This window comes from Rhizobium sp. IBUN, assembly GCF_000510625.1.
Taxonomy (GTDB): domain Bacteria; phylum Pseudomonadota; class Alphaproteobacteria; order Rhizobiales; family Rhizobiaceae; genus Rhizobium; species Rhizobium altiplani.
The window spans coordinates 16,893-40,484 of the sequence record NZ_AZNV01000016.1; the positions used below are offsets into that span (position 1 = coordinate 16,893).

22 protein-coding genes are annotated in these 23,592 nt (G+C 60.4%); 8 read left to right on the top strand and 14 right to left on the bottom strand.

All coding sequences use genetic code 11. The annotated features are described in order from the left end of the window. A complete protein-coding gene (locus RHIBUN_RS0116010) occupies positions 1-441 on the top strand; it encodes a hypothetical protein (RefSeq protein ID WP_018117036.1) in 441 nt (146 codons plus the stop codon). Between the two features lie 18 nt (positions 442-459). Here the strand turns inward: RHIBUN_RS0116010 and RHIBUN_RS0116015 are convergent, their stop codons facing one another. The 13 genes from RHIBUN_RS0116015 to RHIBUN_RS0116080 all read right to left on the bottom strand — a co-directional run bounded on the left by RHIBUN_RS0116015 (position 460) and on the right by RHIBUN_RS0116080 (position 12,494). After that, positions 460-1,206, bottom strand: a complete 747-nt coding sequence (locus RHIBUN_RS0116015) for a helix-turn-helix transcriptional regulator (RefSeq protein ID WP_025660313.1) — start codon at positions 1,204-1,206, stop codon at positions 460-462. A 12-nt stretch (positions 1,207-1,218) separates the two neighbouring features. Next, complete coding sequence (locus tag RHIBUN_RS0116020) at positions 1,219-1,965, bottom strand: helix-turn-helix transcriptional regulator (RefSeq protein ID WP_018859700.1); 747 nt, start codon at positions 1,963-1,965, stop codon at positions 1,219-1,221. Between the two features lie 374 nt (positions 1,966-2,339). Continuing rightward, the gene (fliF, locus tag RHIBUN_RS0116030; protein WP_025660314.1) at positions 2,340-4,031 is read right to left on the bottom strand and encodes a flagellar basal-body MS-ring/collar protein FliF; all 1,692 of its coding nucleotides are present in this window, start codon (positions 4,029-4,031) and stop codon (positions 2,340-2,342) included. Positions 4,032-4,134: 103 nt separating this feature from the next. Continuing rightward, entirely contained in the window at positions 4,135-4,524 is a 390-nt protein-coding gene (locus tag RHIBUN_RS0116035) for a hypothetical protein (RefSeq protein WP_025660315.1), read from the bottom strand. Positions 4,525-4,541: 17 nt separating this feature from the next. Then, positions 4,542-5,096 (bottom strand): chemoreceptor glutamine deamidase CheD, encoded by a 555-nt coding sequence (cheD, locus tag RHIBUN_RS0116040; protein ID WP_018117031.1) that lies wholly within the window; start codon positions 5,094-5,096, stop codon positions 4,542-4,544. Then, a complete protein-coding gene (locus RHIBUN_RS0116045; protein ID WP_007530058.1) occupies positions 5,093-5,482 on the bottom strand; it encodes a response regulator in 390 nt (129 codons plus the stop codon). The genes cheD and RHIBUN_RS0116045 overlap by 4 nt, the downstream gene beginning before the upstream one ends. Continuing rightward, the gene (gene cheB, locus RHIBUN_RS0116050; RefSeq protein ID WP_025660316.1) at positions 5,482-6,525 is read right to left on the bottom strand and encodes a protein-glutamate O-methylesterase CheB; all 1,044 of its coding nucleotides are present in this window, start codon (positions 6,523-6,525) and stop codon (positions 5,482-5,484) included. The genes RHIBUN_RS0116045 and cheB overlap by 1 nt, the downstream gene beginning before the upstream one ends. After that, a complete protein-coding gene (gene cheR / locus RHIBUN_RS0116055; protein WP_018859704.1) occupies positions 6,522-7,433 on the bottom strand; it encodes a protein-glutamate O-methyltransferase CheR in 912 nt (303 codons plus the stop codon). Before cheR ends, cheB begins: the two co-directional genes overlap by 4 nt. Next, positions 7,430-7,897 (bottom strand): chemotaxis protein CheW, encoded by a 468-nt coding sequence (locus RHIBUN_RS0116060; protein ID WP_018117028.1) that lies wholly within the window; start codon positions 7,895-7,897, stop codon positions 7,430-7,432. Before RHIBUN_RS0116060 ends, cheR begins: the two co-directional genes overlap by 4 nt. Before the next feature lie 3 nt (positions 7,898-7,900). Then, positions 7,901-10,174, bottom strand: a complete 2,274-nt coding sequence (locus RHIBUN_RS0116065) for a chemotaxis protein CheA (RefSeq protein WP_025660317.1) — start codon at positions 10,172-10,174, stop codon at positions 7,901-7,903. A gap of 17 nt (positions 10,175-10,191) precedes the next feature. Further along, a complete protein-coding gene (cheY1, locus tag RHIBUN_RS0116070) occupies positions 10,192-10,557 on the bottom strand; it encodes a chemotaxis response regulator CheY1 (RefSeq protein ID WP_007530053.1) in 366 nt (121 codons plus the stop codon). Further along, entirely contained in the window at positions 10,554-10,847 is a 294-nt protein-coding gene (locus tag RHIBUN_RS0116075; protein ID WP_018859706.1) for an STAS domain-containing protein, read from the bottom strand. The genes cheY1 and RHIBUN_RS0116075 overlap by 4 nt, the downstream gene beginning before the upstream one ends. 33 nt (positions 10,848-10,880) lie before the next feature. After that, positions 10,881-12,494: a globin-coupled sensor protein gene (locus RHIBUN_RS0116080; protein ID WP_025660318.1), complete on the bottom strand. Its 1,614-nt coding sequence runs from the start codon at positions 12,492-12,494 to the stop codon at positions 10,881-10,883. Between the two features lie 646 nt (positions 12,495-13,140). On the opposite strand from RHIBUN_RS0116080, the gene RHIBUN_RS0116090 reads away from it, so the two are divergent. Further along, the gene (locus tag RHIBUN_RS0116090; RefSeq protein ID WP_018859709.1) at positions 13,141-14,562 is read left to right on the top strand and encodes a glycosyltransferase family 39 protein; all 1,422 of its coding nucleotides are present in this window, start codon (positions 13,141-13,143) and stop codon (positions 14,560-14,562) included. A 4-nt stretch (positions 14,563-14,566) separates the two neighbouring features. Here the strand turns inward: RHIBUN_RS0116090 and RHIBUN_RS0116095 are convergent, their stop codons facing one another. Continuing rightward, positions 14,567-14,872: a helix-turn-helix domain-containing protein gene (locus RHIBUN_RS0116095; RefSeq protein WP_018859710.1), complete on the bottom strand. Its 306-nt coding sequence runs from the start codon at positions 14,870-14,872 to the stop codon at positions 14,567-14,569. Between the two features lie 34 nt (positions 14,873-14,906). Here RHIBUN_RS0116095 and ybaL point away from each other — a divergent pair, with 34 nt between their 5' ends. The 6 genes from ybaL (at position 14,907) to RHIBUN_RS0116130 (ending at position 23,537) form a co-directional block, all read left to right on the top strand. Further along, positions 14,907-16,715, top strand: coding sequence for a YbaL family putative K(+) efflux transporter (ybaL, locus tag RHIBUN_RS0116100; protein ID WP_025660319.1), 1,809 nt, complete (start codon positions 14,907-14,909; stop codon positions 16,713-16,715). Positions 16,716-16,769: 54 nt separating this feature from the next. Beyond that, positions 16,770-17,150, top strand: coding sequence for a hypothetical protein (locus tag RHIBUN_RS0116105; RefSeq protein WP_025660320.1), 381 nt, complete (start codon positions 16,770-16,772; stop codon positions 17,148-17,150). Positions 17,151-17,242: 92 nt separating this feature from the next. After that, a complete protein-coding gene (gene secD, locus RHIBUN_RS0116115) occupies positions 17,243-19,798 on the top strand; it encodes a protein translocase subunit SecD (protein WP_025660321.1) in 2,556 nt (851 codons plus the stop codon). Between the two features lie 87 nt (positions 19,799-19,885). After that, a complete protein-coding gene (locus RHIBUN_RS34790) occupies positions 19,886-20,335 on the top strand; it encodes a hypothetical protein (RefSeq protein ID WP_025660322.1) in 450 nt (149 codons plus the stop codon). Then, complete coding sequence (locus RHIBUN_RS0116125) at positions 20,332-21,954, top strand: VOC family protein (protein WP_025660323.1); 1,623 nt, start codon at positions 20,332-20,334, stop codon at positions 21,952-21,954. The genes RHIBUN_RS34790 and RHIBUN_RS0116125 overlap by 4 nt, the downstream gene beginning before the upstream one ends. A gap of 665 nt (positions 21,955-22,619) precedes the next feature. Continuing rightward, positions 22,620-23,537 carry a glycosyltransferase family 2 protein gene (locus tag RHIBUN_RS0116130; protein ID WP_025660324.1) on the top strand — a complete coding sequence of 306 codons (918 nt, stop codon included), beginning with the start codon at positions 22,620-22,622 and terminating at the stop codon, positions 23,535-23,537. Positions 23,538-23,592 lie beyond the last annotated feature (55 nt).

Genomic DNA, 23,592 nt, shown 5'->3' on the forward strand with positions numbered 1-23,592 from the left:
ATGAAAAAATGCCCCTACTCTGCCCAGCGTGAAAAAATCCTGGCTGAAGCCATCAGCCCCGTTGCCACGGAATTGCGGCTTCTGGACGCCTCAGATCTCATCTCTCTTCTGCGCTTCGAGTATTACGGCAATCTTTCCGATCTCGTATCGTCAGCGGCCGAGCTCTTCTTCCACCCCGGCACGGTCAATTTCGGCCATGGCGGCAGCTACACGCTAGAGTGGGGCGGCAAGCCCGAAGTGGTCATCGACCTTGAGATCAAGCCGCGCGGCGTCACGATCTATGCGCAGCTGATGCTTGCAGAGGCGCACGCCGGCATCGAGATCAACCACATCGCGTTCCAGAACCCTTCGGCGGATCCCGACGAAAACACTGTTTTCCTCGAGCAAAGCCTGCGCGACGCACGCTATAACGTCGAACCATTGCAGGCTTTGGCGGGCTAAAGCCCACACGGCTTCTCGTCAGCTGATATATCCAAGACGGATGGCCTTTGCGATCGCCTGGATTCGATTGACCGAATCCAGCTTGATCGTTGCCGAACCGAGATAGGCGTTGACGGTATGCACCGAGAGACCAAGCTTCTCTGCAATCTCTTCGCTGATGCGCCCGTCTCCAGCAAGCTGCAGGCAGGCAATTTCGCGTTCGCTGAGAGCTTCGGCAGCCGCCACGCGGCGCTCGTCGAGCGAAAGCAGGTCGATCATGATCTGGCACGATCTCACGTGCAGTTCGACGATCATATCGCTGGCCGGCTCGAGATCATCGCCCGTAAAGACAACGAAGCCGTTGCCAACGGCGCCGAGGCGCACCGGAAACGCCATGCCGGAAAAGGGAGCCAGGCCGCCCTTCAGGCGCGTCATGAAAGGTGCAATGCTTGCCGGCCCCGGAGCGGCGCGATCAAGCCCGCCAGCCCATACGACTGGAAGAAGCGACTTCTCGATATGATCAAGTAGCGCCTCGCCATGAGCGTCGATGAATGCGCCACTGAAGCCGCTGTTCACCGATCCCCAGTTTTCCAGTTCGCAGACCAAACGCTGCTTTCCCGGGACGCCGGCACCGCTGATTCGATAGACAGCGAAATTCTGGGCGTCGGCGAGCTTCTGCATGCCGATGAGACGCGGAAACAGGTCGGACCGACTAGCGACCTTGCTGACCCGCACGCCGCGCATTGTTTCCGAATTTCCTATCGATCGACCGGACGACTGCCCCATAACGCCGTCCCCTTAGACGAGATTGTTCCTGACCGCGAATGCGATGGCCTCGGAACGAGTCTTCGTCGCCGTCTTTCGCATGACACTGGTGATGTAGTTGTTGATGGTGTTGCGAGAGATGCCGAGGATCATCGCAATCTCATCGCTCGTTTTGCCCTCGGCGATCCAGAAAAGGCATTCCAGTTCGCGATCGGTCAGCTCGAAGTCCCGGTCGGCCTTGGCGGCGCCGCACTGCAGGAAACTCGTGAAATAGGCGGACAAGAGCCCCACGTCGCGCAAGCGCTCCTGCGACAGAATGAAACCGTCATCGAACAGGAACATCAGCACCAGGCGCGAGCGTCCGATGTTGAACATCAACGAACAGTACTGGCGGCTGGCGCCGTCTGGCGCATCCGCGGAATCCGGCAGGAGCGCGAAATGCGGCTGGAACAGCTGCATACACTTTTCGATCTCCGTCGCACGGGCAAAGCCGCCAACGAAGGTATGCGCCAGATTGGTGACAAGATCGAACGGCCAGTCAGACGAGACCACGAAATCGAGCCCCGCTTCCTGAACCAGATCCGCCCGCGCCAGGAGGTAGTGCGAGGCGCCGACATAGTCGGTCAGGGCGCGCAGGCCGGGTTGCAACCGCCCCGTGCTCGAAATCTCACAGAGCTGCGCGATCAGTTCGTCACGCGAAGACAGGTTTGTCGCTGCGATGCCAACGAAGTTTGCCTTCTGCGTGTCGCTCTTCAGAGCCTGCAATATCTGCATATCCATTGGCAAAAACCCCGCGGCCGCGAACCACTACGACAGAAACCCGATCCGCGGCCCTTGAGCAAATTGCGCCCCCTCCGCGAACCATCCAACACTACACTAGGTGGTAAACTTCGCCATCTCCGAGTTCTCGGGATTTACATCGCCCGCACTTTGTGCGTTGATTCGCACGGAAATTCCGCTTGTTAATGAATTCTAAAATTAAAGTGATTCGGGGAATCCTGACAATACGATTCGCGTAAAACGCGCAGCTATTTCAGCCCTGTGTCAAGCCTATCCTCAGAAATCTTCGCGTGCGCGCCCGAGCGATGGCAAAACTGTGCCGATCGCGGTGCAGTAGACGGGCAAAAGAAAAAGGCCGGTTGCCCGGCCTTTCATTACGCGGCGTTGTCGACCGCCCATTTTCTGAGGATTTTCGCGGCGCGCTCCTCGTTGATCTCGACCATGCGCGCCAGTTTGCGTTCCGGGCCTTCCTTGACGCGACGATTGAAGTTGCCGTCGTCGTCGCCGAGGCTGAGCAGGTCCTCAGTGCTGTCGAAGCCGAAGTCCGAACCGAAGCCATCCATGAGCGCAGCACCGGTGCCCACGCCACCCGCCGGAGCGAAATCGGGAAGTTCGAGGCCGGCGCTTTCCGGCGACGTGTCGCCGATGACCGCGGCGCCGTTGCCGGTCACGCTGCGGATCATCGGGCGGACGCCCATCCAGACCACAAGGAAGGCAACAGCGACGAAAGCGAGCGAGTTGATGATGCCTGCGAGATTGCGGCTCAGCATATCCATGACACGGACGCCGCCGCCGGTTTCCTCGAGAAGCTGGTTCTCCAGGAAGTCCATGGCCGTAACGGTCACCATGTCGCCGCGATTGTTGTTGATGCCAGCGGCGGATGCCACGATCTTCTGCATCTCCGCGAGATAGGCATCGATCTTTGCCTGGTCCGCCGGCTCGCCGACCATCTGAGCAATGCGCCCCTTGTTAACGACGACTGCAACGGAGAGCTTTTCGATCTTGTAGCCGTTGCGCGTCGTGGCAGTGGTCTTGCTGTTGATCTCGTAGTTGGTCTGCTCTTCTTTCTTGTCGGACTTGTCTTGCGATTCGGGACCGTTGGGTCCGCCCGAGTCCGGTGCCGCCTGCGGGATGTTCTGCTCGACCGTCGTCGCGTTGTCGGACTGCTTCTGCAGCGACTGAGAGGCTTCCTTGGTCGTGCGGATCGAGCGCTCGACCTTCGATTCCGGATCGTAGACAGTTTCCTGGATCTGCTGGCTATCGGTATTCAATTCCGCGGTGACGCTGGAGCGGAAGTTATCCATGCCGAGGAAGGGCGCGAGTGCCTTGTCGATGTTGGTTTCAACTTCGCCCTGGACGTTCTGGACGATGTTCAGAGAACGGTTCAGCGAGCTGTTGCTGGCCTCGTCGCCCGAAGCGAGCAACTGGCCTGCGGAGTCGAGGATGGTAACATCGGCGACATCGAGGCCGGGAACGGCAGACGCAACAAGGTGGCGGATCGAAGTCGCCGCGGTGCGGCCGGCCGCGACACTTGCGCGAATCATGACGGAAGCGGTCGGCTTCTGTTCGGCTTTGCGGAAGTTGCCGACCTCGGGCATGACAATATGGACGCGTGCTGCCGTAATGCCGGAGATCGACTGGATCGTGCGGCCAATTTCACCTTCGAGCGCGCGAACCCGGGTGACTTCCTGCATGAACGACGTCAGGCCGAGAGAGCCCACGTTGTCAAAGAGTTCATAGCCGGCGTTGGCGCTGTTCGGGAGGCCGCGCTCGGCGAGCAGGAGACGCGCCTTGCCGGTCATACCGGCGGGAACTGTGATGCTGGAGCCATCCGTTCCGACCTGGAAACCGATATTTGCCTCGGCGAGCGCAATGCTGATCTGGTTCAGATCGGGCGTATCAAGCCCGACATAAAGCGTTTCCTGGGCCGGCTTATTGACCAAAAAGGCCGCCGCCAGGATGAGTACCACGGAAACGACACCCACGCCGGCCAACGCCAGCAAGCGATTCCGTCCTAGCGAACTGAAGTTCTTAAAAATTTGAACTAATTGATTTAACAGATTCATTCTGTTCTCGCACGACCATCCAGACAAAGCAGGCTTGTTGCCTCATGTGGACAATAGGTGCCGAAACTTGTGCGAACGTTTCGGAGGGTGCGAGCAGGCCGGATCAGAAGAAGTCGAAGTCTCCGGCTGCCTTCGCCAGCGGCTGAACACTGCTATAGCGCGCCGCCCCGCTCAGAGCGCGCTGCATTTCACTGAGCTTCACCAGGCTCAGGGCCGTTGCGACATCGACAGACCAGTCCTGCGGAATCTCGCCCGTGATGGTATCTATGAACTCGGCAAGACCGCGCGTCTTCTGCACGGCAAGATCAATTCCCTGCATCGCCTTCATGCTTTCCGGCGAGTTCAGCAGTTCGCCGCCCCCGACGTCGAGGAGCTGTGGTTCGATGCGCTCGATCAGGTACGCGACGTCGTGCAACTCCGCGACGATACGCATCAGGACATCAGGCAGGGCTTCGGCGGGCGACGGCTGCTCTGTCATGGCATTCACAGTCATTAGTAAGGTCCTTGCCCTCAGAAGAATTCGATGCTGTTTTCGACGGGTTTCTGCGGAGCGACCGGACGCTGCTCAAGCGCAACGGTTCTCTGCGTTTCCGCACCGGTGAGCGGATACTGCCGGGCGCGTCCCGAGACCGGCCAGTACTCGAGCTTGCGCCCGTGCTCCCCGCCGGTGCTGGAGCCGACGACCGGTATGCCTTCATCCTTCAGGAACTGCACCGCAAAGGCGGCGTTCTGTTCGCCGACATTCGAGAATGTCGAGATCGTCTTCGCCCCGCCGAAGATCTTGGCCTCCAGGCGGTCGCGACGCGCCCCTTGCTTCAGTAGACCGTTGATCAGCAATTCCATCAGGTGGACGCCATATCGCGTGGCGTCTGCGCCCGTCATCGGCATATTTCCTGTCCCTGGCAGAAGGAAGTGATTCATTCCTCCAACGCCTGCCACGGGATCTCGCAGGCATGCAGCCACACACGAGCCAAGGATGGTCGTCAGTACCGCGCTCGGATCATTCAGGACCTTCCATTCGCCCTGGATGATATGAACGCGGCGGGCCGCAACATCGAGGTTCATTTCAATGCTCCAAATACGGCCTCGATAGCCGCCTTCATCTTCTCGATCGTGAAGGGCTTGGCGAGAACGTTGTTGGCACCAAGCTGGGCCGCTTTCGTCACGAGTGCGCGGTCACCCTGCGCCGTCAGGATGATGAAGGCGGCTTTCTTCGTCGCCGGGTTGGCGCGAACAGCCTGCAGGAAGCCGAGGCCATCCATCTTCGGCATGTTGAAATCGGAGATGACAAGATGATGCGGCTGCTGGGTCATGATCTTCAAGCCCTGCTCACCATCGCCGGCGGCCGTAATCTGCTTGAAGCCGAGCTGGGTCAGAGCGTCGCTGAGCAGCAGACGGCTCGTGACCTGATCGTCGACGATCAGAACTTTGATTTTCTCTGCGATAGACATTAGTCAGTTCCTTCCTTTCGGGCGGCTGTCATTTTCAAAATTTCTTCGCCGATGGCATTGAGGGGCAGTTGCTGCTCGACGGCGCCGAGCTCGTAGGCAACCCTCGGCATGCCGTAGACCACTGAGGTCTTTTCGTTCTGGCCGAGCGTACGCGCGCCGGCGTGGCGCATCTTCAAGAGGCCGGCGGCACCGTCGCGTCCCATGCCGGTCAAGATCACACCGACCGCGTTGCGGCCTGCCAGTTCGGCAACCGAGTCAAACAGCACGTCGACGGATGGCCGGTGACCGTTCACCGGATCGCGTTCGATGAGGCGGCAGCATGGCGCATGGACGTTGGCAACCTGCAGGTGGCGCTCGCCGCCTGGTGCAAGATAGATTTTCCCGATCTCCAGGCGCGCACCGTCGGTCGCTTCCTGCACGACGGGCGCGCAAAGCCGGTTGAGGCGTTCCGCGAAGCTCTTGGTGAAGGTCGGCGGCATGTGCTGCGTGATAACCGTCGGCGGGCAGTTTGCCGGGAACTTCTGCAGCACCGCAATCAACGCCTCGACGCCGCCGGTCGACGAACCGATCGCGACGATCTTGCGGCCGACGCGGAAGTCAGCGACAGCAGGTGGCGGAGCAACCGGAGCCGGCTGAGCGTACTGGCGTCGCTGCGAGCGGGCGGCAGCCTTCACCTTCTCGGCAAGATCTCCAAAGGGACGCGCATCGCCCGGGAGCGGCTTGCCGACGCAGTCGAACGCGCCGATCTCAAGCGCCGCCAGAGAGGCATCGGCGCCGCGATGGGTCAACGTCGAGACCATGATGACAGGCATCGGGCGGAGCCGCATGATCTTCTCGAGGAAGTCGAGACCGTTCATGTTCGGCATCTCGATATCGAGCGTTACGACATCAGGATTGAGCTTCTTGATCGCCTCGCGGGCCTCAAGCGCATCGCCTGCCTGACCGATGACGCTGACCTCGGGATCGGCGCTGAGAACAGCGGTAATCAGGCCGCGCATCGTGGCGGAGTCGTCGACGACGAGAACCTTGGCCGGTGCGCTCATGCCTTCCTCCCAACGCCCTTGGTCGTGTAGCGATAGGTGGTGATGCCGATATTGTCGAAGACATGCTTGGCGTCGCCGGAGACGCGTTCGGAATGGCCGATATAGAGATGGCCGCCCTCAGGCAGCAATTCGGCAAAGCGTGACCAGATCTTCATCTGCGTCGGCTCGTCGAAGTAGATCACCACATTCCGACAGAAGATGACGTCGAACTTGCCCTTGAACGGCCACTGCGCCATCAGGTTCAGCTCGTTGTAGGTGATCAGACGCTTGACGCGGTCGTCGACCTGGAACTTGCGCCGCCCCTGGACCTCGACCTCGCTGAACCACTGCTTGCGCATGGCGGGCGACACGGTTTCGAGCGCGCTCTCGTCATAGGCACCGGCACGGGCGATCGCCAGAATCTTCGGATCGATATCGGTCGCCAGGATCTTGAAATCGTAGTCGGCGACGTTGGGCATCATCGACAGGACGGTGAGCGCGATGGAATAGGGTTCCTGGCCATCCGACGAGGCAGCCGACCAGATACGAACCCGACCGCCCATCTTCGCGCGATGCAGCAGTTCTGGCAGCACATGGTCCCGAAGGTGCTCGAAGTGGTGGTTCTCGCGGAAGAAGCGCGTGAAGTTCGTCGTCAGATGCGACAGCATCTCGCGGCGCGGCGCCGCACCCGCCGGTGAAGAAACGAGCGCGCAATACTCCCGAAATCCGGAAAGGCCCAGATTGCGGATATGCTTCGACAGCCGCGAGTAGACCAGCGAGGCCTTGGTCTCGTTCAGGAAGATGCCTGCATCCGAGTAGATCATCGCAGCGATTTCCGTGAGGTCGCGGCGCGTCAGCGGGTACTCTCCGCTTGCCAACACCTCGTCAGGGTTTCCCTGCCGCATGTCTTTTGCACTCAGAACATTCATGCGGCTTCGCTTTCCGTTTCGGGGAAAATGGCTTCGAGCTCGAGCAGGCAGATCATGCGTTTGTCGATCGCCAGGATGCCGCGCGCGAACTGACGTTGCAGCTCAGATGCGATTTCCGGTGTCGGCTGCACATTGTCTTCAGTGACGGTCAGAATGTCGGACACGGCATCGACCAACAGACCGACGACCTTGCGGTGCACCTGCGCTACGATGATGACGTGTCGCGCCGTCGGCACAGTCGCCGGCATGCCGAGGCGAGCCGACAGATCGATAATCGGCAGCACCGCACCGCGCAAATTGATGACGCCCTTCATATAGCCGGGCGAGTGCGGCATCGCCGTTGCCGGCGTCCATCCGCGGATCTCGCGCACCGACATGACATTCACGCAAAATTCCTGATCCCCGATGCGGAACGCGATCAACTCGCGGTCCCCATCCTTCAGACTTTTTACGGCATACGACATAGCTTACCCCACAGCTGCCAGCGACACTTCCTGCCTCAACGCCTGACCGCGGGAAGCTCCCACGACCGCGTCGACATCCAGGATGAGAGCCACGCGACCGTCGCCGAGGATGGTCGCCGCAGCGATACCCGGAACGTGCGTGTAGTTCGCCTCAAGGCTCTTGATGACGACCTGGCGCTGCCCCTGGATCGCATCGACCATGAGCGCGCGCTGACCGCCGCCTTCCGATTCGACGAGAAGAGCGACTCCTTCGACAGGATTAGCCTGCGTGGCACGGAAGTTCAGGATGCGACCGACATCGACCAGCGGGCAGAAGCTGTTACGGATCGAGATCAGGCGATGGTTTGCACCAAAGGAATGAATCGCGGCGGCTTCCGGTTGCAGCGTCTCAACGATCGCCGTCAACGGGACAACCAGCGTCTGGCCGGCAACCGTGACGACCATGCCGTCGAGAACGGCAAGGGTCAGCGGCAGGCTCATCGTGAAGACGGAGCCCTGCCCAGGCTTCGAGGTGATGTTGATGCGGCCGCCGAGCGCCTGAATCGAGCGCTTGACGACGTCCATGCCGACGCCGCGACCGGAAATGTCGGAAATCTTGTCGGCGGTGGAGAAGCCCGGCAAGAAGATCAGGTTGTCGATTTCTTCGTCGGTCAGGTTGGCGTCAGCCGGGATCAGCTCGTTGGCGATGGCCTTCTGCTTGACCTTCTCGCGGTTGATGCCGGCGCCGTCATCGGCGAGCTCGATCAGGATGCGGCCGGAGCGGTGCTTCGCCGTCAGGCGAACCGTGCCTTCGACGTTCTTGCCGGCGGCGGCGCGCTTTTCGGGCGTTTCGATACCGTGGTCAACGGCGTTGCGGATCATGTGCGTCAGCGGCTCGGCCAGCTTGTCGATGACCGTCTTGTCGACTTCGGTGTTTTCACCTTCGGTGATCAGGCGAATCGTCTTGCCCGTCATGTCGGCGATTTCGCGAACGATGCGCGACATGCGCTGGAAGACCGGCTTTACCGGCTGGGCGCGGATCGCCATGACCGAATCCTGGATCTCGCGGGTGAGCTGCTGCAGCTCCTCGAGGCCCATGTTGATGGATGACGTTCCGGTCGTGTCGTTTTCGATGACGCTCTGCGAAAGCATCGCCTGGTTGATGACGAGCTCGCCGACGAGGTTGATCAGGCGATCGACGCGGTCGAGATCGACGCGGATGGTCTGACCAGCGCCGGCAGCGGCGTTGTTCTGGGCGGCGACAGCTGCACTTGCGGCAGCGGCGGCAGCCGATTCCTTCTTCTCGACACGAGCAGCGGCGGCGGCCATCTGCGTGACGTTGGAAGCAGTCTCGGCGGCAGTAACCGCAGCGGCCACGTCGGCCTTCGGCTGCTCGGCCGGTGCCTCGGTCGCGCCATCATCGAGGATCGACAGGTCGAAGGGCACTGGGATCATCGGCAGTTCTTCGGCGTCGGGGGCAGTCACCTTTTCCTCGCCTGCGGTGATCTGCAGGTCGCAATCCCACTCGGCAAATTCGAAGACCGTGCGGATCGCATCTTCGCCCTTGTCTGTCTTGAGCGTGATGTTCCAATAGAAGTAGGCAGCTTCCGCATCGAGCTCGTCGAGACCCGGCAGCGCATCCATGTTGCAGTAGACGCTCATCTCGCCGAGGCGGGAGAGATCGCGCAGCAGCAAGGTCGCGTCGTTGCCTTTGGAATAGAGGTCCGAACGCGGCTTGAAGGTGATTTCGTAAGTCGGCAGATCGGAGCCGACCTCTTCCTCGCCGCTGAAATCGTCGAAGGAGAAGGGGATCGGCTGGAAGCCGCTGTCATCGGTCGGCTTGGGGGCCGGAGTGGCGGCGACAGGCGCTGGCTTAGCCACCGGAGCTTCCACGCCAGCGGACGGGGTAGGCAGCTCGCCGTTGGCGAGCGCTTCCAGTTCCTTCACCAGACCGCGGCTGCGGCTTTCATCAACGCTGCCGCCGTCGCGGGCGGCATTGGTCAGGTCGGCCAGCACGTCAGCCGACTTCAACATGACCTTCAGGACATCCTGTGTCGGCTCAAGCTTGTTGGAACGAACGCAATCAAGTGTGGTCTCGAAGACATGCGCGAAAGCGACGAGATCATCCAGACCGAAGGCGCCAGCGCCACCCTTGATCGAATGGACGGCACGGAACACCGCATTGACGGTTTCCGGATCGCGATCGCCATCATTCATTTTCAGAAGACCGGATTCCAGTTCGGCGAGCTGCTCCTCGCACTCCTGGAAGAAGATCTCTTTGATTTCGTTCATATCCATAGGAGAAAATCCTGGGTTTAAGCGGTTACACGCTCAATGGCATCGATCAGCTTGGCAGGGTCGAAAGGCTTGACGATCCAGCCGGTGGCGCCGGCCTGGCGCGCGCGGTTCTTCTTTTCCGCATCGCTTTCGGTCGTCAGGACCAGGATCGGGATCGCACGATACTTGTCGTTGCGGCGAACGCCCTCGATAAAGCCGAAACCGTCAAGGCGCGGCATGTTGATGTCGGTGACGATGACATCAGGATTGGATTCTTCCAGAACCTCGAGGCCCTCGACGCCGTCTTCAGCCTGGATCGTCTCGAAGCCCGCATTGTTGAGGGTCACGAGAAGCATGTTCCTTATGGTCCGTGAATCATCCACGGTAAGCACTTTTTTCTTCATTGCCGGATCTCCTTGGCGAGCAGATGGATATCGACACCAATCAGCTGCATGGTTTTCTGAAATGCGTCCGAAACCTTGCTGAACGTGAAGGCGAGCTTGTCCTGGTCCCAGGTCTTGGCGGCTGCCATCAGGACCTGCGCGCTCAGGGCTCCGACGCGTTCGACCGCGGACGCGTCGATGGCCAGATCATTGCCGCGCAACGAGACGAGCTTGTCGCGAAGCATGGTTGCTTCGTTCAGATCAAGCACCGCTGACAGGTTCAGCGTTTTCCCAGTTTTCCTTGCCGCCATCAGCTCTTCCTTGTCTCCTCATATACCGGTCCGTTAGTAAACAATCCGCCCTCCGGCCGAGGCGACCGGCTGCACAAATCCGAAGTCCTCGTCGTCAGCCACGACATCGGCGGTCCGCCTGATGCCGATCGCCGGGGAGAACACCGGCGGGGGGCGCGCGGGCTCGGCGTTCTGCCGGGCAATACGAAACTCGCGGATTGTTTGGCCGAGTTCGACGATGACACTGTGCAGGTAGTCGGCGCCTTCGGCTGAACGCGATGCGGAAGCCGCGTTATCGGTCATCTGGGCGCCGAGGCCCTTCACGTCAGCTGTCACGATATCGAGGTTCGCAGCGTGTTCGCTGGCCTGATTAGCGACCATCGCGATCGCCGTGTTGATCTCACTGACCTGGCGAACGATGCTGCCAATCGAATCCTGCGTACGTCCAACCATCTGGACGCCGGCATCCACCTGCGACTTGGTGGTGCTCACTAGCGTCTTTATCTCGCGCGCCGCGTCCGCCGAGCGTTGCGCTAGCGCACGTACTTCCTGCGCGACCACGGCAAAACCACGTCCGGAATCGCCGGCGCGCGCGGCTTCGATGCCAGCATTCAGCGCCAGCAGATTGGTTTGGAAAGCAATCTCGTCGATTGCGCCGATGATTTGTCCGATCCGCTCGGCAGACTGTTCGATCTCCGCCATCGCAGCAATCGCGCGCCCGACAACCTGGCCGCTTTCTTCGGCCGCGGCGCGGGTCGTGGCCGCCGCCTGCTCGGCAGCCCGGCTACCCGCGGCGCCGTGGCGAACGCTTTCCGACAGATCGGCAAGCGCAGCTGCAGAGGAGAGCAACTGCTGGGCATGAACGGACGCGTTTCCGGCGAATTGCTTCGACGCATCGCCAAGCGTCTGGACGGAGGTTCCGGCAACCGCCGTCTTTTCGGCGATCGCCTGAAATTCGGCCTGGACTGCATCGAGCGCACCGTTGAGCGCCTGCGCGATATCCCGATGGGCGCCGTCTTCCTCGATGGTCGCACGAACCGTGAGGTCGCGCGTGGCAAGGCCATTGATAACATCGGCGAATACGCGTGCGACGTCCGCCTTGTCACTGGCGCGCTGATCGGCAAGCGCACGCTGCTGGGTGGCCCGCAAGGCATTGAAACGCAAGGATACGGCAATCTCGACATCCACCATCACGAGGCGAATGATCGCCGACATGAGGTCGGAGATTTCCTTGGCCCGACGACGGCTGCTCGGCAGGAAGGAGCGACCGGCCAACTCGGTTGCGAGGCCGCCGATGATATGCTCGAGAACAACGCCATGACCCGCGACATGCCAGCGCGGGTCGAGACCCATCTTGCTTTCGGAATCAGACAGAACCTTCACACGCTCGGCATAAAGGCTGTCAAAGCGCGCATCGGTCAGAACATCCCAGTGGGAGGCCTGCAGGTCGTGGAGGCGCTCGACCTGACGTTCGCTCTCGAAATTCCGCGCCGCGTCTGGAAACGATTGAAAACGCTGAAAAAGGTCACGCAGACCGGCGGTCAGATGCTGCTGAAGGTCGAGACGGTGGCGCCGGACCAAATCACAGTGTTCGGCGTCGAGACCGGCAAAGCGCAGCCTCTCACGCAAGCTGCCTGCCTGCGCTCCTCGAGCCTGATCTGATGGCATTTCCTGCCCCAACACCTGTCCCCAACCACATGCCGGGCGCTTGCCCGTCATTAAACTATTGCTCCGCGCAGCGTGCACGCTGCTGATTGGTGGCTTGCCTCGGCTGCAGCCAGCGGCGTGAAGCCTCCCGATCAGTCGATTCTGCTTCGGAGCTGCTTGATGAGATGGATTCCGGATCGACCGGTACGGCGGTGCGGCGTCATGCCTGGTGGGAACGAGTAAGTTTTCCCATTCCGACGTGTCATGCAATGTTTATGGTTAATTCCTTGCCTGAAGGTTAATGCGTATTTTATGAATGTCGACTTTCCAGCAGGCCCCAATAACCATCTATGAATTACTGGGCTTGCGTTGCGGCGCTGCTACAGTCCTAGGCAAGCTTTGTGGTATATGCCCAGAAATAACCGTGACATGACGTCAGAAGGATTGGGCAATGATTGTTTTCGGATTGGGGTCGTGCGTTCTTTCGACCGCTGTTCTCGCAGCCGTTGCGCTGCTTGACCGTATCGAAGCGACCCGCAGTCAGGTTGCCCTGCGCGTCCTTTAAAATTCCACAACCAGATTGTAACGAGTGGTCAAACGCACCGGCATGCCGGTGCGTTAATCTTTGGCTTTACTGCGGTATTTGAGTTCAGCGGGAATTGCATTCATGTCTGCCAGACTTGGTCTCCTCATCGTTCTTGGCGTGACGCTCTGGCGAGTCATCACCCTCCATTTCGACACGACCGATCTGTTCGTCGACGAGGCGCAATACTGGTTCTGGTCGCAGAATCTCGATTTCGGCTACTACTCGAAGCCGCCGATGATCGCCTGGGTCATTCGAGCCATGACGGAGCTTGCAGGATCGACGTCGATCTACTGGATCAGGGTGAGCGGACCGCTGATCTACATGGCGACCGCGATCATGCTGATGAAGACGGCCAACCGCTTTGTCGGACCGAGGATTGAAGGGTGGACCGGCGCGACCTTCATCACCCTGCCCGGCGTTGCCCTGTCATCTGTGTTCTTCTCGACCGATGTCGTGCTTCTCTTTTTCCTGACGATGGCACTATGGGCCTATTTCGGCCTGACCGAGAAGCGTTCCGTCGGCCTCTCCATCCTCATGGGATTTGCCGTCGGCTGCGCCTTCCTCTCGAAATACGCGATCCTCTTTGTCGTTCCCGGCGGGTTGATCGCGCTCATTCTGCTTCCGAGCGCACGCATCGCCTGGCGCGATTTTTTCACAGCCGTCATCGTTGCGCTTGTCGTTGCTGCGCCAAATCTCTGGTGGAATCTTGCCCATGACGGAACAACGGTCCGTCACACCACCAACATCGCGCATTGGAGCAAGCTCGGCGTCAATGTGGCCGGCGGCCTGGAATTCTTCGCGGCGCAATTCGGCGTCGTCGGGCCGATCGTATTCTCCGCGATGCTCTGGGCCGTTGTCCGCGCACTCAAGGGCAAGAGCGAGCCTAGGGAAAAGCTGCTGATCTGGCTGTCTATCCCTGTCGTTGTGCTGATCACCTTCCAGGCGCTGGTGGCCAAGGCTTATGCCAACTGGGGCGTGACGGCCTATATCGCGGGAACGATCCTTGCCGTGTGGTTGCTTGACCGCCTCTGGCCCAAGGGCCTGCGCCTGTCGCTTGCCATAAATGGCACGGCGAGTTTTCTGTTTCCTCTTGCCGCGATCTTTGCGCACCAGCTGGTGCTGCCGAACGGCAGCGAGATCATGAAGCGCTATCTCGGCCGTAGCGCGATCAGCCGCGAGGCTGGCGAGCTGGCGCGGCAGTCCGGCACCTCGATCATTGTCAGCGACAGCCGCGATCTCCTGGCGGACATGTTCCACACGCTGAGGAACGATCCTGTCCGTATCTACGCGCAGCCGCCCGTCGACGCGCCTGACAACTATTACGAGCAGACCTTTGCGCTGCCGAGCGACGTTGCAGACGACGTGCTTTTTGTGACGACACACCCGGTCGAGTGCGCCCAAACGCCTGAGCTGGTCCGCAGCTGGCAGCCGACGGAAGGCTACTACCGCGGCAAGACTATCTTTTCCTACAGGATTTCGCCGGCCTGCCTGACCGGCAAATAGGACCTCACTTCGGGGTAGACGGGAGGCCAAGGCATGTTCCCGTCCCCTCCACCTCCACAAACACGACGCCCCCTCGCTCGAAGGCGAGACGCAACTGCGCCTCGGTTGCACGATGGATATCGTGATGCTTTCCTTCGTAGTCACGGATGGTGCTGCGCGACACGGCGGCCTGTTCCGCGAGGTCGAGCTGCGTCCAGCCAAGCAATCCGCGAGCGGCCCGGCACAATGCCGGGGTCAGAATTGTTTCCTTTGCACCTTGACCCATAATGTCAAACCACCCATATTGGTTGATATAGGCCATATATGTCATGTTTTAAACGGGATTTCCAGTTCGGGAGAGAATGATGCCGCACGATACGCCTTTGATTTCGACAATCGTCGGAGGCCTCGTGCTTGCGTTCATTCTCGGCACGCTCGCCCACAGGCTCCGAATGCCGCCTCTGGTCGGCTATCTCGTCGCAGGCGTTCTCGCCGGCCCGCATACGCCGGGCTTTGTTGCCGACCAAAGCCTTGCGCCTGAACTGGCCGAGATCGGCGTCATCCTGCTGATGTTCGGCGTCGGACTGCACTTCTCCCTGAAAGACCTCCTCTCCGTTCGCGGCATTGCGGTACCCGGCGCCATCGTGCAGATTGGATTTGCCACGCTACTCGGCTGGGGACTGGGGGCGCTCATGGGATGGCCGACGGGAGGGAGCCTTGTCTTCGGACTCGCTCTTTCCGTCGCTTCGACAGTCGTCCTCTTGAAGGCACTGCAGGAGCGACGGCTGATCGATAGCGATCGCGGCAGGATCGCGGTCGGTTGGTTGATCGTCGAGGACCTCGCAATGGTCCTGGCGCTCGTTCTGATCCCGGCAGCCGCCAGCATCGGCGGTGGAGAGCATGCGACGGCAGAGCCGCTTTCAGCCGCGATCAGCCGGCTCCTCGGCCTCGACCTTGGCATGGGCGGCATCATCGTCATGACCCTGGTCAAGGTCGTGATATTCGTCGGGGTGATGCTGGTTTTCGGGGGTCGCCTCATTCCCTGGACGATGCACCGCATCGCGCACACTGGATCCCGCGAACTGTTCCGCCTCGGCGTGCTTGCGATCGCGCTCGGCGTTGCCTTCGGTGCCTCGAAGCTGTTTGGCGTGTCGCTGGCGCTCGGCGCCTTCTTTGCCGGCATGGTTCTGGCCGAGAGCGAACTCAGCCAGCGCGCCGCCCAGGAAAGCTTGCCGCTCCGCGATGCCTTCACGGTCCTCTTCTTCGTCTCGGTCGGCATGCTGTTCGATCCGAACATCCTGATCGATAAACCGCTGCCAGTGTTGGCCACCGTTCTCATTATCGTGGTCGGCAAGTCGATCGCCGCCTTCCTGATCGTACGACTGTTCCGCAAACCTGTCGGCACGGCGCTGACGATTTCGGCGAGCCTTGGGCAGATCGGCGAATTCTCCTTCATCCTGGCCGCACTCGGCGTCTCGCTCGGTCTGCTGCCCGAGGAGGGGCGCGACCTCATCCTTGCCGGCGCGCTGATCTCGATCATCCTCAACCCTCTGCTGTTCTACGCCTGCGATCGGTTGCGCCGCGTGCTGGAGCGGACAAAGCGCGAAGAGCCGATAGCGACGAATGTGCCAGAGCCGGCTAAAGAGCCCGAGCCAGAGGAAGAGGAGAACAGGCAGCCGACGGCGCTTCGCGGGCATGCAATCATTGTCGGTTACGGCCGTGTCGGCAGCATCGTCGGTCAAAACCTCAAATCATCGGGCACGCCCTTCCTTGTCATCGAGGACTCGAGCAACCGCATCGGCGAACTGCGGGATCAGGGGATCGAAGCGATCAGCGGCAATGCCGCCTCGCGCGAGCTGCTCGACCTCGCAAACATCGCCGGCGCCCGCAGTCTCGTCATCGCCATCCCCAACGCATTCGAGGCGTGCAGGGTTGCCGACCAAGGGCGCACCATCAACCCTTCGCTCCTGATCGTCGCCCGCGCGCATTCCGACGCCGAAGTGGATGAATTGCTGGAGTACGGTGCAGACACTGTTATCATGGGCGAACGCGAAATCGCCATGGGCATGGTTGACCGGCTCGCCCAAGTGCATCATGACAGTGTGCGCTATGAAGATGAGGCCGACACTGCTACAATTGCAGTCGAGGACACGCCTTCTCCCGATAAAGAATGAGAGACTTTTGCGCCGTTGAGCCGGTACGAGGTTGAAAATCCAGATGATCACGAGATGAGGCTCGACGCACGCCGCATGGGCAGTCGTGTTGCGATCTCGCTGGTCATTGCCGTCTTCGCCTATCTTGGCCTTCTGTTCGGCGGCAATCTGGTCATCGTCCCCAGCCGCGGTGCGAACTCGGTCTCCTCGTCCGCCAAGGACGGCCAGCCGCTGCAGCTGAGCGCTCGCGATACCGTCCGCGGCATTTTGACCGCCGAGCGCAAGGCGGCTCCCAAACATGTCCCTTACGACCCCGGCGCAGCAGCCATTGGCGCGACGCCTGATATCGAGCTCCGCCTTGGCGGTGAGCAGCCCCTCGCAACCTTCCATCCCGCGCTTCGCGCCGCCGATGCGAGGGCTTACGACTCGCACGGCCCGCCTGCGGCCTCGGCATGAATGCGCGCCGGTCCGGCGCTTTCCATTGCTTTCAAGACACGCCGCCAGCGCGAGGAGCGCAGGCTCAAGCGTTATCAAGGATAAACAACAACATGCGTAATTCACCATGGCTGGTGTTCACCTATACGGTGATCATTTTCCTCGGCATTCTGATCGCTCTGCCGAACGCACTGCCGCAATCCACCCTCGCGCGTCTGCCCTCGTGGCTGCCGCATAACCAGGTTTCGCTCGGTCTCGACCTTCGCGGGGGCTCGCACCTCGTTCTCGAAGTTGACGAAGCGGACCTGACCCGCGAGCGCCTGCAGTCGCTCCTGCAGGATGCCCGCCGCGTCCTTCGCGAGAAGAACATCCAGACGAAATCAGTCGTTCGCAATCAGAACCAGATCGTCGTGACCCTGACGGATACGGCACAGACGGACGATGCGGTCACACAGCTGAAGACGCTCGGCAATGCGATTGCCACCGGCCTCAGCGCCGGCCAGTCCGATCTCTCGGTTACGACCAGCGGCAGCAATATCCTCGTCGCCTTCTCGCCGGCCGGCATTGCAGCCAATGTCGATTCCGCGGTCCAGCAGAGCCTTGAAGTCATTCGCCAGCGCGTCGACCAGGTCGGCGTCGCCGAACCGACGATCCAGCGCATCGGCGGAAACCGCGTGCTCGTGCAGCTCCCGGGCGCACAGGACCCGTCTCGCCTTCGCCAGCTTCTCGGCTCGACCGCGAAGATGTCCTTCCACATGCTTTCTCCGAACAACGCTCCGGGACCGGGCGTGACGATGCTGAAGGATGAGCAGGGCAACAGCTTTGCAGTTCTCGACCGCGTCGAGATTTCGGGTGACCGTCTTTCGGATGCGCGCGTCAGCTTCGATCCGAATACGCATGAGCCCGTCGTCAGCTTCCGCTTCGACAGCGCCGGCGCAACCCGATTCGCCGACATCACCCGTCAGAACGTCGGCAATCCGTTCGCCATCGTTCTCGACGACAAGGTGCTGAGCGCACCTGTCATCCGCGAACCGATCACCGGCGGCTCCGGCCAGATTTCGGGCAACTTCTCGGCTGACAGCGCAACAACGCTCGCCGCCATGCTGCGCGCCGGCGCCCTGCCTGCCAAGCTGACCGTCATCGAAGAACGCACCGTCGGTGCCGACCTCGGCGCGGACGCTATCCGCATGGGTATCTATTCGGGTCTCGTCGGCTTCGCGCTTGTCGCAGCCTTCATTTTCATCCTGTATGGCACGTGGGGCTTCCTCGCGAACTTCGCGCTACTCATCCACACGATCCTGACCTTCTCGGCCCTGACGCTTGTCGGAGCAACGCTGACGCTGCCAGGTATCGCGGGTGTCGTCCTCGGTATCGGTCTTGCGGTCGACGCGAACGTTCTCATCAACGAGCGCATCCGCGAAGAGACGCGCAAGGGCAAGAGCGCGTTCGCTGCCATCGATACCGGCTTCCGCCGCGCTTATTCGACGATTATCGACGGCAACATGACGGCGCTGATCGCAGCGGCCATCCTGTTCTGGTTCGGCACCGGCCCGGTCCGTGGCTTCGCTGTGACCATGGCGCTTGGCCTGATCATCTCGATGTTCACGTCTGTCGCCTTTGTTCGCGTCACGATGATCGAGATCACACGCCGTCGTAAGCTGAAGGTCCTGAACATCAAGCCGATGATCCCGATGATGTTCAACCCTTACGGCCGCCATATCCAGTTCATGAAGGCTCGCTTCTTCGGCGTGACGGTCTCGGCGCTTCTGTCGATCGCCTCGGTCGTCCTCTTCATCCATCCGGGTCTCAACTACGGCGTCGACTTCCGCGGCGGGATCCAGATGTCGGTCAAGACGCAGGAGGCCGCCGATCTCGGCCGCTTCCGCGAAGGCTTGAACAGCCTTGGCCTCGGCGAAGTCTCCCTCCAGACCTACGGCGACAACAACACCATGGCGGTGCGTGCGCAGCGTCAGGAAGGTGGGGAAGAAGCCCAGACGGCAGCCGTTGAAAAGCTGAAGGCCGAGATCGTCAAGATCGACCCGTCGGCAACCGTTACCGGCACCGATGTCATCGGTCCGAAGGTCAGCGGCGAGCTCGCCTGGGCCGGCATTCTGTCGGTCGTCATCGCAAGCTTGGCGATGCTTTTCTACATCTGGTATCGCTTCGAATGGCCATTCGCTGTCGGCGCTATCGTCACGCTTATCCTCGACGTGACCAAGGCGATCGGTTTCTTCGCGCTGACCGGCCTCGACTTCAACCTGACAGCCATCGCAGCCATCCTGACGCTCGTCGGCTATTCGGTGAACGACAAGGTCGTGGTCTATGACCGCATGCGTGAAAACATGCGCCTCTACAAGTCGATGCCGCTGCGCGAGATCATCGACCGGTCGATCAACGAGACGCTCGCACGAAGCCTCTACACCAACGCGACGGCGTTTCTTGCCTTGCTGCCGATGGCGATCTGGGGCGGCAGCGCGGTCTCAAGCTTCGCGATCCCGATGGTCTTCGGCATTCTCGTTGCCGGCGCGTCGTCGGTCTTCATCGCAGCACCGATCCTGCTCTTCCTCGGCGACTGGCGTCGTCGCCACGGCAAGGCCATTGCTGCGGCCGAGCCAGAAGCAGAAATCATCCCTCCGGAAGAGGGCCAGCCGCGCAAGACCGCCGGCTGAGTGCTAGTGAGATGAAACGAAATGAGGGCGCCGGTTGCGGAACCGGCGCCCTCTTTCTATTCTCGCCCGACTGGGAGGTTCTGCAGCATGTCGTCCGAGCAACCGATTGAATCGACTGAAAACGAGGAGCGCATTCGGCGCTTCCTGGCAATCGCCTCGCACGATCTGCAATCGCCGCCGCGAGACATCGCGATGTACGCGGAAATCCTGCTCGACGACTTGGCCGGCAAGCTTGACGGCGACCAGTTGAAGAGCCGGGCCTGGTACCGACCCCACCTATCAGGACAAGATCTTCGACGCCTTCTGGAAGCTGCCGCAGGCAGGGCGACCCGCCGGCGCGGGGCTTGGCCTCACGGCCGCGCGAGAAAAACCTGCGCGCGCTCGATGGCAGCATCCACCTGCATGCTCAAGCCGCGGACCCTTCAGCAATTCCGCGAAGTGTTGGACGGACTGGACAGTTTGAATTTGCAGGCGCGTGGAGATAGCTTAGTTCTTTATGCGGAACCTTCGAGGCAAACCCCAATTATAACGGCATGACGTTTATACTTGCACTAATGCTGGCGATGGCGACGCCTCCCAATCCATCCGGACTGTATTCAATGGTATCTGGCATCCATCACGTGACCCTCCTGACCCGAAAGGTGCAGGCAAACGTGGATTTCTACGCGGGTTTTCTCGGCATGCGGCTGGTCAAGCAGACCGCCGGATTCGAAGACGCCACGCAGCTTCATCTCTTCTACGGGGACGGCGTTGGCAGCCCCGGCTCGTTGGTGACCTTCCTTGTATGGGAAGACGGTTCACCCGGCCGCGTCGGCCACAGCCAGATCGGTGAGCTGTCGCTTGCGATCGATCCATCGAGCATCGGCTATTGGCTCACCCGCTGCATGAGTTTCGGACTTCGCTCTGAAGGCCCGGCCGATGAGTTTGGCGAACCTGTGCTGCGGCTGAAGGACCCCGACAATATCATCGTCAAGCTCGCCGGCGCCCGTGATCTGAAGTCGCCCGCTACCTGGGACGGCGCGGGCGTTCCGGTCGAACACGCCATTCAGCGGGTACGCGGCGTCACCATGCTCACCGAGAAACCGGCCGAAAGCCGTGACTTCGCGGAGCGTCATTTCGGCTACCGCTTCCAGGAAACGCGCGGCAATATCGACCGGCTTGTCTCGGAATCGGGCGATATTGTCGACATCAGGAATGCCCAGGGATTCTGGTCCGGCGCGCCCGGTACCGGGACGGCCGATCACGTCGCCTTCCGCGCCGTAGACGAGAAGCAACTTCACAAGGTGCACGATGCCCTGAAGGAAAGCGGCGCGTCGGCGACGAACCTGCACGATCGCAAGTATTTCGAATCGCTCTATGCCCGCGAGCCAGGCGGCACACTGATCGAATTGGCGACAGACAAGCCCGGCATGATGGTGGACGAGCCGCGGGCCACGCTCGGCACCAAGCTTTTCGTTCCCAAGGACCCAATCACCGATCTCAAGGATCTGAAGGTCGTACTGCCGCAATTTTCGATGCCCGGCGAGCCCCGCATCAACTACCGCGACCTGCCCTTCGTGCACCGCTTTTATACGCCGCCGGATCCTGACGGCAGCGTCTTCGTGCTGTTGCACGGCTCAGGCGGCAACGAAACGACGTTGATGCCCCTGCTGCACGAGGCTGCCCCGCGTGCCACGCTGCTTGGCGTGCGCGGACGGGCGACGGAGGAAGGCATTCCGCGCTGGTACAAGCGCATCACGCCGTTCTCCTTCGACCAGGACGATATCAAGAACGAAGCCGAGGCCTTTGCCGCCTTCATCGAGGGAGCCGTATCGTCCTACGGCCTGGATCCGAAGAAGATCGTCTATGTCGGCTATTCCAACGGCGCGAACCTGCTCAACTCGCTCCTCTATCTGCATCCGAATTTGGTGCACAAAGCTGTGCTGTTGCGCTCCATGCCGGTCCTGAAGGATTATCCGCACGCCGATCTCAAAGGCACGGATCTCTTGGTCATCAGCGGCAAGACGGATGCTTACGGCAAATATGCCAGCGACCTCGAAACCCGGCTGAAACAATCGGGAGCGACCGTCGACTCTGATGTCATCGCCGGCGGACACGATCTCGGCGACGCTGATGTTTCGATCATCCAGAAATGGCTGGCACAGCAGATCAACTAGCTCGGAAGGGCTTTTTCGCAGGGGCGGCACCGGCCCTGCGTTCCCCTGCATTCATGCACCGACGCGCGCGGACACGCCTGCAATTCCGTCCTTTTGCGGCGTTCGGAAGCAACGTTTCAAAGCAAAGACAAACAAGCCTTCACAAACTCGCGCTTGACGATAGCGAACAAAGGTCTGCTGTTCCCGACGGTTGTACCTTTCTGCTTCGTGCTAAACGTCAACAATGAACGCCACTGCGCAAAGGCCCTCGGTTATTTGTTATTCATGAAGACGTGCCCGTCTCTTTTCCAGAAATTGAAAGCAATGCCATGACTGTTTGCAACACTTATACGGTGTAAATATATTTCGACGCTGCTGTATTTTTTTATACAATATACGTCGACATCTTTACATATCTTTTCTCAATTTGATCATACTATATATTTTTGAAACTAGAATTATGAATTTCTACGAATTATTTCCACTTACATTGTCCCCAGAATTCAGCATTTATCTTTTAAATCTATATTTAGATTGTCTTAAGCGATACAGAAGGCAAGAAATTACCACATTCGTCTGCGAACTGCTCCAACTGTTCTATTTTGCTGCAGCGCAAAATGCTCCTTGCCGAAGCGGGGTCCCAGCCCTATCCTCGCCTCGACATCGATCGCAGAAGGGGAATTTGCATGCCTCCTCGGCCCGTGGACATCAGCCTGATCATCTCGTCGAGAAATCGGGCCTATGGACTAACGAACTGCCTGGATGCCGTTTCTATTGCCGCCCGCCAGGCAGACTATCTGAGACTTGAACTGGTCTTCGTGGACAATGGCTCCACGGACGAGACGTCGGACGTCGTCCGCCAATGGGCGTCGACCGCGCCGATCAAGACCAACTTGATCTATGAAGCGAAACCCGGCCTCGCCATCGCCCGCAACACGGGCCTCAACGCCGCGAGAGGCCGTGTCCTCGCCTTTACCGACGACGACTGTGAGATTTTCCCCGACTATTTCAGCACGCTCGCAGCGCTTTTCAGCTCGGATACCGAGATGGTCATGCGCGGCGGGCGGATCGAGCTCGGCGACACACGCGACCTGCCGGTCACGATCAAGCCCGAGATGGAACCTGCGGTATTGAGCAGCGAGCTGCATGCCGGCGGCTTCATTCATGGCGCGAACATGGCGTTTCCCCATGGGCTGGTCGAGAAGATCGGCTTTTTCGATACTCGCTTCGGGGCGGGCTCCCCTTTCCGCTCCGGTGAGGACACCGACTACGTGCACCGCGCCTTCAATGCCGGCGTGCGTGTCGAATATCTGCCGGATTTTGCCGTCAAACACTTCCATGGACGGCGTGAACTCGCGGATATCAAACGTCTCCAGACCGGCTACGCCTTCGGCAACGGAGCGCTGTACGCCAAATATCTCTTCGATCGCCGCTCGAACATGCGCGGCATGCTGCGCTGGGAAATCCGCCAGGCGCTCATGGAGGCCATCGGGCGCCGAAAACTCAACGAGGAACTTGGCCTGACCTACCGCAGCCAGCTTCGTGACAACCTGACCGGCATGCTCGCTTACTGGCGAGCGCCGAAGGCAAAGCAGCCCGCCTGAGGTTTCGCTTCGCCGCCAACAGAATCACCGCGCGACTCTTCGCGAGCCAAATTCG